Below are 14,834 nucleotides of genomic sequence, written 5' to 3'. Positions count from 1 at the left end.
ACGCGAAGTCAAGCCAAGAAATGGGGGAAAAGCCGCCGTATGCGCGGTATTTCAGGCGATGAGCCTCAGGATGGCCCCGGTGCTCTGCTCGATGGTGCGCATGGCCTCCACCCGCGCCCGCAGTTCAAGCTCCATGCGGGCCGTGGCGGCCATGCCGCGCTCCACGGAGACGTCCCTGGCGTGGGCGGCGGTGCGCCAGGCCTGGTCGATGAGCTTGTGGTCGTAGGCGGCCTCGGCGGGGATGAGGCCGGTGGTCTCGCCGAAGGCGGCGGTGTCGGGCCGGGCCGATTCCACGAAGGCGTCGGTGCCGGGGGGGTCGAGGCGCTGGGGGATGTGGTTGGCGACCGATGAGGGCGCGACGTTGCGCGCGGGGGTGTCCACCGCGTAGGTCAGGGCCCCGATGGCCTGCATGTTCACATCCACCCTGCCGATCATGGCCGTGCGCTCCTGCGATACAGGTGGGCCTTCATGGCCGCCGTGTCAAGCCCGGGCGCCTCTCCACATGCGAATAGCTCTAAAACATTGACAATTTATTGATAAATGTTAGGGTCGCGAAACGCGAAAAACAGCTCGGAGGCCCAATGCGTATCGGTTGCCGCTTACATGACGACGCTGTGGACGGACAACCCCGCAGCCCCGCTTCCCGCTACAGGCTGGCTACGCGCCGGGCACTCCTGGCCGTACTGGCCCTCTTGCTCCTTGCGGTAATTCTGCCGCCCCGATCGCAGGCTTTCATCCTCCCAGAAGGCAACGGCGTGGTCTTCGCCTTTGAGGACAACGGCGACGGCACCATCACCGACCTCAACACCGGGCTGACCTGGCAACAGGCCGACGACGGCGTGACCCGAGGTTGGGCGGCAGCCTGCACCTACTGCACGCAATTGAGGCTCAACGGATACACGGACTGGCGCGCGCCCTCCCCCTTGGAGTTGGCCACCACCCGCAGCTATTTCGGCTCGCCCATCCCGGCGCACTTCTTTCCCACCACCAAGTCGAGCGGCTACTGGACCGACGCCAAGTCCTACGTCATAGGGCGGGACAACTTCTCCTATTACCTGAACACCGCCACCAACGCCATCGACGACGCGGTCTACAACGATGCCCTCTTCTACATCCGTTGCGTGCGCGGGCCGGCGCTCACCCCCCAGTTCTCCGGCTACACCGACTCCGCCACGGGGCTCTCCTGGAACATCCCGAGTCCGGCCTATTCGTACAACAACGCCGTCAGCGCGTGGAACACCTATTATTCCAGCCAGTGGCGTATGCCCACGCCGCACCAACTGCTGACGCTGCGCGCATTGAGCCTCACGAGCGACCTGAGCGGAGGATATTGGGCAAATACAACATACAATGGCCAGCCCTGGTCCTTCGTCCCCAAGAAAGGGCACCTCTTGTACCAGAACTCCAACACCAGCATCTACACGGACAGCGTGTACGCCTACCTGGCCATGGTTCAGGGCGGCCCATCCTGCTCATTCGCGCTCTCGAAGAACAGCCAGGCGGCAGGAGCAGGCAGCGGGGATTACAGCGTCTTCATCACCAGCGGCGGGGCCGGCACCTGCAACTGGTCCGCCTACAGCGACAGCGCCTGGGCCAGGATAGACGCCGGAACGACAGGGACCGGCTCCGGCCAGGTGCTGGTCCACGTGGACGCCAACGCTTCCGCCAATCCCCGCTCCGCCAGCTTCAACATCGCCGGGAAGACATACACGCTCAACCAGTCCGGCTATGTCCCGGCCAGTCTCGCCGTGGCCATCACCCCTGCGGCTGCCGTCACGGCCGGAGCGCGCTGGCGCATGGACGGCGGAGCCTGGCAGACGAGCGGGACGATGTTCGGCAGCGTGGCCGACGGGGAACACACCATCGAGTTCAATCAGGTGGGCAGCTGGACCACGCCCCAGAGCCAGACCATCACGGCCACCCCAGGGCAGGCGTTCCAGCTCACGGGTGACTACGCCGCTCAGTTGGCGGTGAATATACTGCCGCAGGCAGCGGCGACGGCCGGAGCAAAATGGCGGGTGGACGGGGGGAGCTGGCAGCAGCCCGGCGCGTATGTCTCGGCGCTGAGCGCCGGGCAGCACACGCTGGAGTTCTCGGCCGTGCCCGGCTGGAAAACGCCCGCTGCGCAGGCCGTCACCTTCCAGGCCGGCCAGCCGCAGACGCTTGCGGGAACATACAGGAAGATCGTACCGAACCTCGGACTATTGCAGCTGCTGCTGAACAACTAGCGGGCCGGGGAGGCGGGGATCAGATCAGGCGTTGTAGACCACCCCGCCCTGCTCCTTGTAGCGCTTGAGCACGGCCTCGGCCTCCTTGCAGAGCACGCCCTCCACCACCTCGATGCCCGCGCGGCGCAGGTAGGCCCAGGATTCGGGGAACACCGGCCCCTCGTCGAAGCCGATGGCCCGGGCCGCGTCGCAGCAGGCCCCGCAGACCACCCGCTTCACGCCGGACCAGAGCACCGCGCCCAGGCACATGGCGCAGGGCTCGCTGGAGGTGACCAGCTCGTGCCCGCCGTCCGTGTTCAGGTCGTAGCGGCCCAGGCGCGCCTGGGCCGCGCTCAAGGTCGTGACCTCGGCATGGAAGCAGCTCAGGCCGGACTGCAGCACCAGGTTCACCCCGCCGGATACCAGCCTGCCGCTGGGCCGGTGGAACACCACGGCCCCGAACGGGCCGCCGCCCCTGCTCACGTTCTCGGCGGCCAGGGCCACGGCGATGGCCATCTTCTCCTCGTCGGAGGCGCACACGGTTCCGGGGCGGGCCACGGCGTCCACCCAGTCCGGGAGGGTCACGCAAATCTTCATCGAATCTCTCCTGCTTGTTGCCTGCCGGTTCGCGGCGGGCTAGAAAATCCTCATGCGAAGCACCCTGCTCCCCAGGCTCCTGGCCGCGCTTCTGGCCGTACTCCCGGTGCTCTGGGCCTGTTCGCCGGAGCCGCCCCCGGCCTTCAAGGGCTATGAGAGCAAGGCCGAGGGGCTGCGCTTCCAGCCCGCGCCGGGCTGGAGCGTCGCCGAAAAACAGATCGAGGGCTGCCGCTTCGCCGTGGAGGCCAGCTCGGGCCAGGACGTTCGCTTCCAGATCTGCGTGAGCCCTCCCCGGCAGGAGATGCTCCTGACCCAGAACGCCTTCGTGGCCTGCGAAAACGTGAAGCAATACATCCAGGAGGCGCTCAAGGGCCTCGGGCCCACGTGCGGCCCGGGCAAGGTGGGCAACACCCGCGCCTACGACACGCTTTACTACAGGCTGGTGGCCGACGAAGGCGGCAAGGTGCGCGTGCAGTTCGTGAACCAGCTCTTCGCGCCCCTGCCGGGCAGGCTGGTGCAGGTGCTGGCCTACACCATGGGCGACAACGAGAAGGCCGCGCGCGAGCTCTTCGAGGCCAACCGGGACGCGCTCTTCGCCATGATGGCCAGCGTCTGGCTGCGGTAGCAGCCTGCCCAAGAATCCTCGCTGGCGGCGTTGCTTCAAAAAAGCCAAACCCTCACGTAGGAGAACTACGCATCGGGCTTGGCTTTTTCTTGCGCCTTGCCCGCGAGTTCCTTGAACAGGCTGCGAGAATCGCCTGTACCAACAGCTGCTAGCCCTTGGTCCGCTCGATCCCGGCCACGGCGCAGTGGTTGTGGATGGACTCGAAGCTCTCCACGTCCACGCTGTACCAGGTCACTCGGGGGTGCTCCTCCAGGGCCTTGGCCACGCCGCGCACCACGTCCTCCACGAAGCAGGGGTTGGCGAAGGCCGCCTCGGTGACGTGCTTCTCGTCCTCGCGCTTGAGCAGCGAGTACACCGGGGATGATCCGGCCCCCTCGGCCATGGCGATGAGCTCCTCCAGCCACATGAAGCCCTTGAAGCGGCAGCGTGCGCGCACCACGGTGCGCTGGCTGTGCGCGCCCTGGTCGCTGATGGCCAGGGAGCAGGGGCACACGGTCATCACCGGCACCTCCACGCCCAGGGTCATGCTGAAGCGCTGGCCCACCAGGTCGCCCTGCACGGTGCAGGCGTAGTCCATGTTGGAGACAGCCCCGCTGGCCGGGGAGGAGCGGCGCATGAAGTAGGGAAAGCGCATGGTCACGTGGGCGTTCTGGGCCTCCAGGCGCTCACGCACGTCGGCCACCAGCTCCTTGAAGCCCTGGTAGTCCAGCCCGGCCTTCCAGCCCTCGAGGGCCTCCACGAAGCGCGACATGTGCGTGCCCTTGAACTGGGCGGGCAGGTCCACGGCCAGGTCCACCTCGGCCACGGTGTGCTGGCTGCCGTGTTCGCGGTCCTTCACGGTGAGGGGCAGGCGCAGGGACTTGATGCCCACGCGGTCGATGGCGATGGAGACGTCTGCGGGTGATGATTGGATGTCTTTCATTGAAATTCTGTTGGTTAGGCCAGCCCCTGCCCGGTGGTGGTCAGGGTGAGCTTGCCGTGCTTGACGCCCTTGGTGGAGATGAGCCTGTCGGAGAGCCTGCGGATGGCCTCGCCACCGCCCTTGAGGATGAGCACCTCCAGGCAGTTGTGGTGGTCCAGGTGCACGTGCATGGTGGTCAGGATTACGTCGTGCTCGTCGTGCTGTATCTCCACCAGGCGCTGGGCCAGGTCGGAGAAGTGGTGGTCGTAGACGAGGCTCAGCACTCCCGCGATCTCGCGGTCCCCCGCCTGCTGCTCCTTCTCCACCAGGACGCTCCTTATCAGGTCGCGGATGGCCTCGGAGCGGTTGGGGTAGCTGCGCTCCTCGCAGAGGGAGTCAAACTGCTCCAGCAGGTCGGAGTTGAGCGACACGCCGAAGCGTATGGTCTTGCCCATGATGCCTCCTCTAGTCCGGCAGGGTCATTTCCCAGAGGTTGACCGTGACGTGGTAGCCCTCCACGGGCACGGGCTCGGTGAAGAGCTTGCGCACGTTGAAGCCGTCCCCGGCAAGGCGCTCCCACACCGGGGCGGACACGCTGCGCTTGGGTTCGGCCAGCCAGATGCGGCCCCCGGGGGCCAGGTATTCCCTGAACAGTCTGGTCAGGGGATGGTAGAAGCGGGTTTCGTAGACGATGTCCCCGCCCCACATGAAGTCGAAACAGCGGGGCTTGAAGGCCGGGGCGCACCAGTCCATCTGGACCCACATGGGCTGCTCCACGCCGTTGAGCTCCGCGTTCTCCCTGCTGAAGTACACCGCGGGCCACTGGTGGTCCATGCCCACCACCCTGGCTCCGAGCCAGGTGCCCACGATGCCCGTGAGCCCCAATCCGCAGCCCACGTCCAGGCAGATGCGCCCGGAGATGGCCTCCTTGTTGCGGGCGAGCCAGCGGCACAGGAGCGTGCTGGCGGGCCAGAGCTCCGCCCAGTAGGGCATGCGCTCGTCCTCGCCGAACTCCTCGCGGCTCATGTTCTCCCAGATGGCCTCCAGGTCGCCGGTGCGGTTGAGCTGCCAGGCGCGGCCCAGCTCCTCGACCACAAGGCGCTGGCGCGGCCCCACGGTGTAGTCCGGCAGGGATTTGGGGGCCTGTTCCGGGGTTGTTTCGGTATGCATGAACGTCTCCTCCGAAGGGCAGCAGATACCCGCATCCAGGGCCGCGCGCAAGTGCGCCGGAGCAAGGAAACCCTTGCCCCGTGGGGCGCTCGCGGATACTATCCCCCCGCCTCGCGCCGAGGACGAAAACGCACGGACCGCACGGGCGCAACCCGCACCCCGACGGCCGATCCCCACAAGGAGCCACGCATGTTCCCAACCGACCTTCTGTACACCCCCTCCCATGAATGGGCCAAGATCGAGGGCGACACCGCCACCGTCGGCATCACCTCCTTCGCCCAGGAGCAGCTCGGAGACATCACCTTCGTGGATCTGCCCGCCATCGGCGCCACCGTCACCCAGGGCAAGGAGTTCGGCTCCATCGAGTCCGTGAAGGCCGCCAGCGAGCTGTACTCCCCTGTCAGCGGCGAGGTGGTGGAGGTCAACGCCGACCTGGACGGCGCGCCCGAGCTCGTCAACCAGGAGCCCTTCGCGGGCGGTTGGATGATAAAGGTGAAGCTCTCCGCCAAGCCCGAGGGCCTGCTGGACGCCGCCGCCTACGAAGAAAACGCCAAGTCCTGCCACTAGGCGAGGAGCCCACATGCCCTACGTTCCCCACACCCCGGAGGACACCCGGGCCATGCTGGGGGCAATCGGCGCGGGCTCCGTGGAGGAGCTGTTCGCCGAGATCCCCCTGGCCCTGCGCCCCAAGAGCTTCGACCTGCCGGAGGGCCTCTCCGAGATGGCCACCCGCCAGCGCATCGAAGACCTGGCCGCGCGCAACTCCAACGGCATGGTCAGCTTCCTCGGCGCAGGCTTCTACGACCACTACGTGCCCTCGGCCGTGGACGCGCTCATCAGCCGCGGCGAGTTCTACACCGCCTACACGCCCTACCAGCCCGAGGCCAGCCAGGGCACCCTGCAGGCCATCTTCGAATACCAGACCGCCGTGGCCCGGCTCATGGGCATGGAGTGCGCCAACGCCAGCGTCTACGACGGCGGCACCGCGCTCTACGAGGCCATGATGATGGCCGTGCGCCAGACCAAGCGGGTCAAGGTGATCGTCTCCGAGACGGTGAGCCCCATCTACCGCATCCTCCTGGACACCTACACCCGCAACCTCAAGCTCACGCTGGTCACGGTGCCCCAAGCCAAGGGCGCCACGGACTTCGCCGCCATGCAGGCCGCGCTGGACGACGCCACCGCCTGCGTGGTGGTGCAGAACCCCAACTTCTTCGGTTGCGTGGAAGACGCTTCGGCCCTGTTCGCGGCGGCCAAGGCCAAGGGCGCGCTGGCCATCGTCAGCGCCTACCCGGTGCTGCAGAGCGTGCTCAAGACCCCCTCCGCCATGGGCGCGGACATCGCCGTGGCCGAGGGCCAGAGCCTTGGGCTGCCCCTCTCCTTCGGCGGGCCGTACCTGGGCATCATGACCAGCACCAAGCCCCTGGTGCGCCAGATGCCAGGGCGCATCGTGGGCCGCACCCAGGACGGCCAGGGCCGCACCGGCTACGTGCTCACCCTGCAGGCCCGCGAGCAGCACATCCGCCGCCAGAAGGCCACCTCCAACATCTGCTCCAACCAGGCGCTGTGCGCGCTGCGCTCGCTGATCCACCTCTCCCTGCTGGGCGAGGAGGGGCTTGCCCGCACCGCCCGCGTGAGCATGGAGAACGCCCGTTACGCCGCCAAGAAGCTCACGGCCATCAAGGGCGTGGAACTGCTGAACGGCGCGCCCTTCGGCAACGAGTTCGCCATCACCCTGCCCCGCTCCGCGCAGGACGTGTGCCTGACGCTCATCGAAAAGGGTTTCGTGCCGGGCTTCCCCCTGGGCCGCTACTACCAGGGCATGGACAACGCCCTGCTGGTCTGCTGCACCGAGAAAAACTCCCGCCGCGACATCGACATCCTGGCCGCCTGGATGGAGGACGCCATATGAGCACGCTGTTCAAGAAATCCTCCCCCGGCCGCGAAGGCGTCTGGCCCCAGGCCCCCTCGCAGGATCTGGGCGAGCTGCTGCCCGAAGGCCTGCTGCGCGGTGCGCCCGCGGGAATGCCCTCGCTCTCCGAGCTGGACGTGGTGCGCCACTTCAGCCTGCTCTCCCGCAAGAACTTCGGGGTGGACTCCAACTTCTACCCCCTCGGCTCCTGCACCATGAAGTACAACCCCAAGTTCTGCGAGGACATCGCCGGGCTGCCGGGGTTCGCCCGCCTGCACCCCCTGCTGCCCCAGCTGCCGCGCGGCGACGAGCTGACCCAGGGCGCGCTCGAGGTGATGTACGAGACGGAGCGCTGGCTCTGCGAGATCCTGGGCATGTCCGAGTTCACGCTGCACCCCATGGCGGGCGCGCACGGCGAACTGACGGGCGTGCTGACCATCGCCGCCTACCACGCGGACAAGGGCAACAAGAAGACCAAGATCATCTGCCCGGACTCCGCCCACGGCACCAACCCGGCCTCGGCGGCCATCGCCGGGTACGAGGTGGTCTCCATCGCCTCCAAGGACGGCATCGTGGACCCCGACGCCCTGGCCGAGGTGCTCGACGACGAAGTTGCCGCCATGATGATGACCTGCCCCAACACCCTGGGCCTGTTCGAGAAGAACCTGCCCAAGATCGTGGAGATGCTGCGCTCCGTCGACGCGCTGCTCTACTACGACGGGGCCAACCTGAACGCCATCATGGGCAAGATGCGCGTGGGCGACGCGGGCTTCGACGTGGTGCACGTGAACCTGCACAAGACCTTCGGCACCCCCCACGGCGGCGGCGGCCCCGGCTCCGGCCCGGTGGGCGTGTGCGAGAAGCTCGTGCCCTACCTGCCAGTCTCCCGCGTGGTGAAGGACCCGTCCGGCCGCTTCCACCTGCGCTACGACTACCCCAAGTCCATCGGCTACGTGGCGCCCTTCTACGGCAACTTCGGCGTGGTGCTCAAAGCCTACGCCTACATGCTGCGCCTGGGCCGCGAAGGGCTCATCAAGGTCAGCGAGAACGCCGTGCTGGCCGCCAACTACCTGCGCAAGACGCTCGACGACGTGCTGGAGGTGCCCTACGACAGGGTCTGCATGCACGAGTTCGTGGCCTCGGCGGACAAGCAGTCCCAGAAGGGCGTGCGCGCGCTGGACATTGCCAAGGCGCTCCTGGACAAGGGCTACCACGCCCCCACGATCTACTTCCCGCTGATCGTGAAGGAATGCCTGATGTTCGAGCCCACGGAGACCGAATCCAAGGAGACCATGGACCAGTTCGTGGCCGACCTGCGGGATATCCTGGCCCTGGCCGAGAGCGACCCGGCGGCGGTGCAGGCCGCGCCCGTGACCACCCCGGTGGGGAGGTTGGACGAGACGCGGGCCGCGAGGAACATGGAGATTACGGACGATATGTAGCCTAGGGCTACACGAAACAAGAAACCGGCGGACGCCTTGCGCCCGCCGGTTTTCGATATCGGGCCTGCCAGCCCCTCGAAAAGCCGCCGCGCCAGGATGATTCCGGGCGCGGCGGTTTTGCTGTCACAAACCTATCAATATTATTAGCAAGGTCAAACACAGGCTCACATCATCTCACGACACCTTCACAAACACTTGCAAAGTTCAAGGACACGGTAGATAATACGAAAAAGCTACGGATGTGAATCGCACAAACAAATATTGGCTGGCAACCTCCCAAACATTCGACGTAGCAAGGGCTACCTTAACCAGCCTCTCATCGCTAACGTCTTGTACCTAACGACTATATTTTCAGCAATTACACAAAACAATATAACTTGGAGGAAGTCAGCATGATTGTTGCTGGAATTTTCCTTACGGGCCACACAGCACGGATCTGCACTCTTAGCGGCAACAGACAGAATCACTCTTTAATCGCTGAAAAATTTCACAAAATTGACCTAAATAAAAACCCAACACAGGAAGATGTTGAGGTATTTTCGATGGCATTCAGAGCATTTTGTACGGATCATTCAGTCGACTATGTCTGCATCAACAGACGAGCTACAAGTGGCCAAGGTCTTGGTGGTGCCGGAACATTTTTACTTGAAGGAATATTGCTAGCGAAATGCCCAGTTCCTATGATTTTTGTGCACAGTGCAACGGTGACTGCAACTAACAGAAGACATCAAGCGCAGAAAACAAAAAAGCCCACAACGGTTGACCTTGGCAAGGCATATGATTTGGCATTTGAAAAACTGGGATAGCAAAATGAGCATAGACACTTCTCAACTTCCTGAAGAAGTCATTTGCGCCTTAAAGCAGTATCCCGACTTCGAACCCTTAGAATGCAACACATCCGGGGCGAATGGATATGTCCTTATAGGCAAGCACAACATTTTAGGAACTAATGTTGCGATCAAAATATATTACCACGAAGCCGATGAGATTGACCAAGAACCTACATATATTTCTAAAATTACACATGACAATGTCTTGAGGGTCCATGACGCAAGGAAGATAGACACCAATTGTTCATGCTTTCTCACATCAGCCGCAAACTATGGCGACCTTGCAAAATATCTAGCTGATTACAACGTGAGTCTACCGTTAGCGCATGCGCTGTTATGCCAACTATTGTCAGGCATCTCAGCACTACATGGAAAGCCGAATCTTCTTGTGCATCGCGACTTAAAACCAGAAAACCTACTAATTCACGACGACAAAATTGTTATAGCAGATTTTGGGTCAGTAAGGCGCATCAATGAAACCACTCAAAAGGCACCCGCCTCTAGGCACAGCGTGCTTTACCGGCCACTTGAAGCATTCGGCCCTGAGCCATTTTATAATTTTTCATCTGACGTCTATCAGGCTGGACTAATTGGATTCCTCCTATTTGGCGGCAAATTAAGCAACGACCTCACCACGTACATGACAAGGGCAGAGAAATCACATCTATCCACGATATCTGACGTTGTTGAACAGTCGCGCTTTGTAGACTCTTGTATTTACAATAGAATCAGGGCTAAAAAATTAATTAACTGGGACAGTCTGCCATTTTACATTCCTGGCAACATCAAAAAAATTTTAAAGACAGCAACATCCACAATAGGCAAGCGATACACCAACGTGAGTGACTTTCTACGCGAACTCTCACATGTAAAATACAACATGCCTGACTGGATAGTTAACAACGAAGGTTATGAACTTCGCAACTGGAATGGAGCCTATTACTTTATTCGCTCAGAGGACAACACACTTCTAAAGAAAAAAAAGAGTAAAGACTACCGAGTCGACAATCAGTTTAGTGGCGAAAGCCCATCGGCCATATTTGAGCAACTTAAAGCGCGGATAGGGCTGCCGTAGATTCAGGCTGGTGATTGTCCCAATCTACCTACTTCATCCATGCCTCTGACATCTTCAGCAAAGAATATCTAACCGCCGCACCGGGAATCACTCCCCGGCGCGGCGGTTTTCTTAATCTCTCGCTATTTCAGTCTACTTCTTGAACAGCTTCAAATACTGCCCATACCCTTCCTTCTCCAAGTCCTCCACGGGGATGAACTTCAGCGCGGCGGAGTTCATGCAATACCTTAACCCTGTGGGCTTGGGGCCGTCGTCGAACACGTGCCCGAGGTGCGAGTCCGCGTGCTTGGACCTCACTTCCACCCGGGTGGTGAAGAGCCTTCTATCCTCCCTGGTCACGATGTTCCCCGGCTCCAGCGGCTTGGTGAAGCTGGGCCAGCCCGTCCCGGAATCGTACTTGTCCAGCGAGGAGAACAGCGGCTCGCCCGAGACGATATCCACGTAGATGCCCGCCTTGTGGTTATCCGCATAAGCGTTGTTGAAGGGCGGCTCGGTGCCCTCCTGCTGCGTCACCTTGAACTGCATGGGCGTGAGCATCTTGCGCAGCTCGGCCTCGCTGGGCTTCACGTAGGTGCCGTCCACGGCCTTGGGGCCTGCAGGGGCCTTGGGCTGCTCCTTCACGGGCGCGGCGGGTTGCACCACGGACTGGGTCGAGGGCCCGGCCTGTTTGTCGCCCCAGACCTTCTTCAGGAACTGGTCGCGCCCGGAGCCGTAGCGGTAGTAGTTGTACCGCAGCGGGTTGTTGGTGTGGTAGTCCTGGTGGTAGTCTTCCGCCGGGTAGAAGGCGGTGAATGGCTCGATGAGCGTGACGATGGGCTTTTCCTCGAACACGCCGGACGCGGCCAGCTTGTCGCGCGCGGCCTCGGCGATCCGGCGCTCCTCGTCGGTGCGGTAGAAGATGGCCGCGCGGTACTGCTTGCCCCTGTCCACGAACTGGCCGCCCGCGTCGGTGGGGTCGATGTGGTGGAAGAGGTAGTCCACCAGCATGGCGTAATCCACGGCGCGCGGATCGTAGTACACCTGGATGGACTCCAGGTGCCCGGTGAGCCCGGCCGAGACCTGCTTGTAGGTGGGGTTGGGCTCCTTGCCGCCGGAGTAGCCCGAGATGACCCGGGTGACGCCCGGCACCATCTCGAAATCGGACTCCGTGCACCAGAAACAGCCGCCCGCGAAGGTGGCCACGGCCTCGCCGGGCTTGAGCTCAAGCTCCTCGGGCGTCACGGCCCCGGCGGTGTGGTCCAGCGGCCAGATGCAGCCCACGGCCATCAATGCGAAAAACCAGCCGAAAGTGCGGGAAGAGTGCTTCATTGTCGCCTCGCTTGCGTCAGCGGATTTCTCCCGGATCGCTGGGGATCACGCCCCATGGAGGCTTCGCCTCAAGGCGGCCTCCCGCACGACGCCAGGATTCCCACACATATAGCATGGAATCCAATAGAGGGAAGCGGTTTCGTCGATGGGTGCGGGCGGGTGCCCAACGCGGGGAAAGAATCGGGCCGGTCGGGTCGGCTGCGGCTAGGGCTTGCCCCGTCCACCGCCATGGCGGCCGCCGCGCCTGCCGCCTGGCTGGCCTGCCCCCGCCTTGCGCGGCGCTGCGGGGGAGCTTTTCCCCCTGCCCTCGGGATGAAGGTTACCATCCCTGCCGGGCTCGCCGGATCTGCGGCCGGGGCGCGCGCCCGCATTGGCACCGCGCGGGGAGTGTTCCCCGGTGCGCCCTCCAGGCCGCCCCGCTCCCTTGCCGCCCGCACCCCTGCCGCTGGGGCGAGACTCGCCCTCCCGGCCCAGGATGGCGTGCTGGCGCAGGCGCTCGGCGTCGGTGTCGGCCACGTGCAGGGGGTTGCCGTCAAGGTCCGTCCCGGCGAAATACATGGCGGCCGCCGCCGTGCCGGGCAGGGGGATGAAGCACTGCACCTGGCTGGGCCGCCAGCCCCGGTCCGCGAACCAGTCGGCCATGTCGTGCATGTCCTGCTCGGTGCAGCCGGGGAAGGCGCTCATCAGGTAGGGCACCACGTACTGCTCCTTGCCGGCCTTGCCGGATTCGCGCCCGAAGAACTCCACGAACTCCTCGAACACGCTGAACGCGGGCTTGCGCATGAGCCTGAGCACCTTGGGGTTCAGGTGCTCAGGGGCCACCTTGGCCTGCCCCCCGGTGAACTCGCGGATCATGCGCGCCAGAGCGGGCTTGTCCGCCAGGCCCAGGTCCATGCGCCAGCCGCTGGCCACGCGCACGTGGCGCACCCCGGGCACGCGGGCGACCTGGCGCAGCAGATCCACGAACGCGCCCTGATCCACCTTGAAATGCTTGCATATTTTCGGCGTGAGGCAGCTTGCGCGCTGACAGGAGGCCATGTCGCCCTCGCAGCGCGCGCCCCACATGTTGGCGCTGGGGCCGCCCACGTCGCTGACGCTGCCGGTGAAGCCCTTCACGCCAGCCAGCCCCTTGGCCTCGTCCAGGGCGGATTTCGCGCTGCGGGAGCGAATCCTGCGCCCTTGATGCAGGGCCAGGGTGCAGAAGGAGCAGCCTCCGGCGCACCCTCTGTGGATGTTCAGGCTGCCCCGGATCATCTCCTCGGCGGGGATGGGCTCCTTGTAGGAGGGATGCGCCGAGCGGCTGAAGGGCAGGGCGTAGAGCGCGTCCAGGGCCTCGCCCTCCAGGCCGGGGCCGGGCGGGTTGAGAACGGCCATGCGGTCGCCGCTTTGCTGCACCGCCACCTGCCTGTCCTGATGGACATGGCGCTCAAGCAGGCGCGTGGCCTTGAGCAGCAGTGTGTGGTCCGCCGCGATGGCCTCGTGGGAGGGCAACTCCAGCACGTCCTCGGCGTTCACCCCTTCCGGCAGGTCACCGGCCTTTCGGGCATAGACCGCGCCTGGGATGCGCTCCCAGACGGAGGCGACATCACCGCCCTCCTCGGCCAGGCGGTCCAGCTCCTCGGCCACGGCCAGCAGGGAGTGCTCGGCCATGCCGTAGAGCACGGCGCTGGCCTTGGAGTCGAACAGGATGGAGCGGCGCAGCCCCTGGGACCAGAAATCGTAGTGGCTGGCCCGGCGCAGGGATGCCTCCACGCCGCCAAGGACAACGGGAAGGCCGGGGAAGGCCCGGCGCACCAGGTTGGTGTAGACGATGGAGGCGCGGTTGGGGCGGCTGCCCGCGCGCCCGCCGGGGGTGTAGGCGTCGTCGGAGCGCTTTTTGCGGAAGGCGGTGTAATGGGCCAGCATGGAGTCGAGGGCTCCGGCCGTGACGCCCGCGAACAGACGCGGGCGGCCCATGGCCTCCACGTCGCCGGGTTCGCCCGCGGCCAGCTCCCAGCGCGGCTGGGCCACGAGGCCGGTGCGGTAGCCGTTGGCCACGAGCCAGCGGCCCAGGAGCGGCGCACCGAAAGAGGGATGGTCCACGTAGGCGTCGCCGGTGACGAGCAGGACGTCAAGCTCGGCCCAGCCGAGACGGTCCATCTCGGCCCGGGTCATGGGGAGGAAGGAGGGTTGGTCGAGGGGAGTGCGGGGCATTTGGGGATTATGGCCATTGGGGCGGGGGGTGTCCAGTTCGACAGCAGCACTTTCACCTTTTAACATATATCCAAAGCTAACCCGGCTGTACCGAGCACCAACTAGATACCAAGCAATCTCCCAATATACGGACTGACCAGATTAACAATAACAGGCAGCACAAATATTGATAGCACTACAATGATACAGCGCCTTCTTTTGCCCATCAATTTAGTATGTGCAGGCCCGAAATCAAATTCAATACGTGGCCAGGCCGAATAAATCCATTTATAGAGGAGCATTGCAGGAAACACCCCTATTAAAAAGTTAAACATGCCTGAAAGCAGGGGGCCAACAACCTTACTATCCCTGAAAAATCTTACCACTTCTCTTATCAAAGGATTGACTTGTGCTGGATCGATCGGTTTAATATCATTTAGCACAAATACATCAAGAGACTTGTTGTATGGTAATCCTCCCCTTTTTAGGCTGTCTGAAAAGTAGGGCTATGCAGCCGTTCTCAGTTTCTGCCTCGGAGTGATGCCGCCGATGCCCATGTTGGGCCGTTCGTTGTTGTAAGTCCAGAGCCACTTGG

Annotated in this window: 14 protein-coding genes; 7 read left to right on the top strand and 7 right to left on the bottom strand. The window is 63.5% G+C overall.

Annotated features, from left to right (window positions below):
* Nucleotides 1–51 precede the first annotated feature (51 nt).
* Nucleotides 52–435 carry a hypothetical protein gene (locus tag MLE27_RS14555; protein ID WP_243312819.1) on the bottom strand — a complete coding sequence of 128 codons (384 nt, stop codon included), beginning with the start codon at nt 433–435 and terminating at the stop codon, nt 52–54.
* Between the two features lie 320 nt (nt 436–755).
* Between MLE27_RS14555 and MLE27_RS14550 the strand changes: the two genes are divergently transcribed.
* Nucleotides 756–2,228, top strand: a complete 1,473-nt coding sequence (locus MLE27_RS14550; RefSeq protein ID WP_243312818.1) for an Lcl domain-containing protein — start codon at nt 756–758, stop codon at nt 2,226–2,228.
* Nucleotides 2,229–2,252: 24 nt separating this feature from the next.
* Here the strand turns inward: MLE27_RS14550 and MLE27_RS14545 are convergent, their stop codons facing one another.
* Nucleotides 2,253–2,804 carry a nucleoside deaminase gene (locus MLE27_RS14545; RefSeq protein WP_243312817.1) on the bottom strand — a complete coding sequence of 184 codons (552 nt, stop codon included), beginning with the start codon at nt 2,802–2,804 and terminating at the stop codon, nt 2,253–2,255.
* A 52-nt stretch (nt 2,805–2,856) separates the two neighbouring features.
* Between MLE27_RS14545 and MLE27_RS14540 the strand changes: the two genes are divergently transcribed.
* Complete coding sequence (locus tag MLE27_RS14540) at nt 2,857–3,429, top strand: hypothetical protein (RefSeq protein ID WP_243312816.1); 573 nt, start codon at nt 2,857–2,859, stop codon at nt 3,427–3,429.
* 148 nt (nt 3,430–3,577) lie between these two features.
* On the opposite strand, the gene folE2 is transcribed toward MLE27_RS14540, so the two are convergent.
* From folE2 to MLE27_RS14525, 3 genes are read right to left on the bottom strand one after another with little or no spacing between them, the layout of a single operon-like run.
* Nucleotides 3,578–4,351, bottom strand: a complete 774-nt coding sequence (folE2, locus tag MLE27_RS14535; protein ID WP_243312815.1) for a GTP cyclohydrolase FolE2 — start codon at nt 4,349–4,351, stop codon at nt 3,578–3,580.
* Nucleotides 4,352–4,365: 14 nt separating this feature from the next.
* On the bottom strand, nt 4,366–4,785 hold the full coding sequence (gene nikR / locus MLE27_RS14530) for a nickel-responsive transcriptional regulator NikR (RefSeq protein WP_243312814.1): 420 nt from the start codon (nt 4,783–4,785) through the stop codon (nt 4,366–4,368).
* A gap of 10 nt (nt 4,786–4,795) precedes the next feature.
* Nucleotides 4,796–5,500, bottom strand: a complete 705-nt coding sequence (locus tag MLE27_RS14525) for a class I SAM-dependent methyltransferase (protein ID WP_243312813.1) — start codon at nt 5,498–5,500, stop codon at nt 4,796–4,798.
* Nucleotides 5,501–5,689: 189 nt separating this feature from the next.
* Between MLE27_RS14525 and gcvH the strand changes: the two genes are divergently transcribed.
* The 5 genes from gcvH to MLE27_RS14500 all read left to right on the top strand — a co-directional run bounded on the left by gcvH (nt 5,690) and on the right by MLE27_RS14500 (nt 10,759).
* A complete protein-coding gene (gene gcvH / locus MLE27_RS14520; protein WP_243312812.1) occupies nt 5,690–6,067 on the top strand; it encodes a glycine cleavage system protein GcvH in 378 nt (125 codons plus the stop codon).
* 13 nt (nt 6,068–6,080) lie between these two features.
* The gene (gene gcvPA / locus MLE27_RS14515) at nt 6,081–7,412 is read left to right on the top strand and encodes an aminomethyl-transferring glycine dehydrogenase subunit GcvPA (RefSeq protein ID WP_243312811.1); all 1,332 of its coding nucleotides are present in this window, start codon (nt 6,081–6,083) and stop codon (nt 7,410–7,412) included.
* The gene (gcvPB, locus tag MLE27_RS14510) at nt 7,409–8,854 is read left to right on the top strand and encodes an aminomethyl-transferring glycine dehydrogenase subunit GcvPB (RefSeq protein WP_243312810.1); all 1,446 of its coding nucleotides are present in this window, start codon (nt 7,409–7,411) and stop codon (nt 8,852–8,854) included. The genes gcvPA and gcvPB overlap by 4 nt, the downstream gene beginning before the upstream one ends.
* Nucleotides 8,855–9,246: 392 nt before the next feature.
* A complete protein-coding gene (locus tag MLE27_RS14505; RefSeq protein WP_243312809.1) occupies nt 9,247–9,660 on the top strand; it encodes a DUF3010 family protein in 414 nt (137 codons plus the stop codon).
* Between the two features lie 4 nt (nt 9,661–9,664).
* Entirely contained in the window at nt 9,665–10,759 is a 1,095-nt protein-coding gene (locus MLE27_RS14500; RefSeq protein WP_243312808.1) for a protein kinase family protein, read from the top strand.
* Nucleotides 10,760–10,891: 132 nt separating this feature from the next.
* Here MLE27_RS14500 and msrB read toward each other — a convergent pair whose 3' ends face one another.
* On the bottom strand, nt 10,892–12,067 hold the full coding sequence (msrB, locus tag MLE27_RS14495) for a peptide-methionine (R)-S-oxide reductase MsrB (RefSeq protein WP_423747986.1): 1,176 nt from the start codon (nt 12,065–12,067) through the stop codon (nt 10,892–10,894).
* A 204-nt stretch (nt 12,068–12,271) separates the two neighbouring features.
* Nucleotides 12,272–14,260, bottom strand: a complete 1,989-nt coding sequence (locus MLE27_RS14490) for a YgiQ family radical SAM protein (RefSeq protein ID WP_243312807.1) — start codon at nt 14,258–14,260, stop codon at nt 12,272–12,274.
* Nucleotides 14,261–14,834: the final 574 nt, after the last annotated feature.

The organism is Fundidesulfovibrio agrisoli (genome assembly GCF_022808715.1).
Classification (GTDB): domain Bacteria; phylum Desulfobacterota; class Desulfovibrionia; order Desulfovibrionales; family Desulfovibrionaceae; genus Fundidesulfovibrio; species Fundidesulfovibrio agrisoli.
The sequence above is the reverse complement of the archived record's forward strand: the minus strand, read 5'-3'. Positions and strand labels throughout refer to the sequence as shown.

Coding starts and splice junctions, on each gene's coding strand:
- MLE27_RS14555 (WP_243312819.1), bottom strand. CDS start 435: ATGATCGGCAGGGTGGATGTGAACATGCAGGCCATCGGGGCCCTGACC.
- MLE27_RS14545 (WP_243312817.1), bottom strand. CDS start 2,804: ATGAAGATTTGCGTGACCCTCCCGGACTGGGTGGACGCCGTGGCCCGC.
- MLE27_RS14540 (WP_243312816.1), top strand. CDS start 2,857: ATGCGAAGCACCCTGCTCCCCAGGCTCCTGGCCGCGCTTCTGGCCGTA.
- folE2 (WP_243312815.1), bottom strand. CDS start 4,351: ATGAAAGACATCCAATCATCACCCGCAGACGTCTCCATCGCCATCGAC.
- nikR (WP_243312814.1), bottom strand. CDS start 4,785: ATGGGCAAGACCATACGCTTCGGCGTGTCGCTCAACTCCGACCTGCTG.
- MLE27_RS14525 (WP_243312813.1), bottom strand. CDS start 5,500: ATGCATACCGAAACAACCCCGGAACAGGCCCCCAAATCCCTGCCGGAC.
- gcvH (WP_243312812.1), top strand. CDS start 5,690: ATGTTCCCAACCGACCTTCTGTACACCCCCTCCCATGAATGGGCCAAG.
- gcvPA (WP_243312811.1), top strand. CDS start 6,081: ATGCCCTACGTTCCCCACACCCCGGAGGACACCCGGGCCATGCTGGGG.
- gcvPB (WP_243312810.1), top strand. CDS start 7,409: ATGAGCACGCTGTTCAAGAAATCCTCCCCCGGCCGCGAAGGCGTCTGG.
- MLE27_RS14505 (WP_243312809.1), top strand. CDS start 9,247: ATGATTGTTGCTGGAATTTTCCTTACGGGCCACACAGCACGGATCTGC.
- MLE27_RS14500 (WP_243312808.1), top strand. CDS start 9,665: ATGAGCATAGACACTTCTCAACTTCCTGAAGAAGTCATTTGCGCCTTA.
- msrB (WP_423747986.1), bottom strand. CDS start 12,067: ATGAAGCACTCTTCCCGCACTTTCGGCTGGTTTTTCGCATTGATGGCC.
- MLE27_RS14490 (WP_243312807.1), bottom strand. CDS start 14,260: ATGCCCCGCACTCCCCTCGACCAACCCTCCTTCCTCCCCATGACCCGG.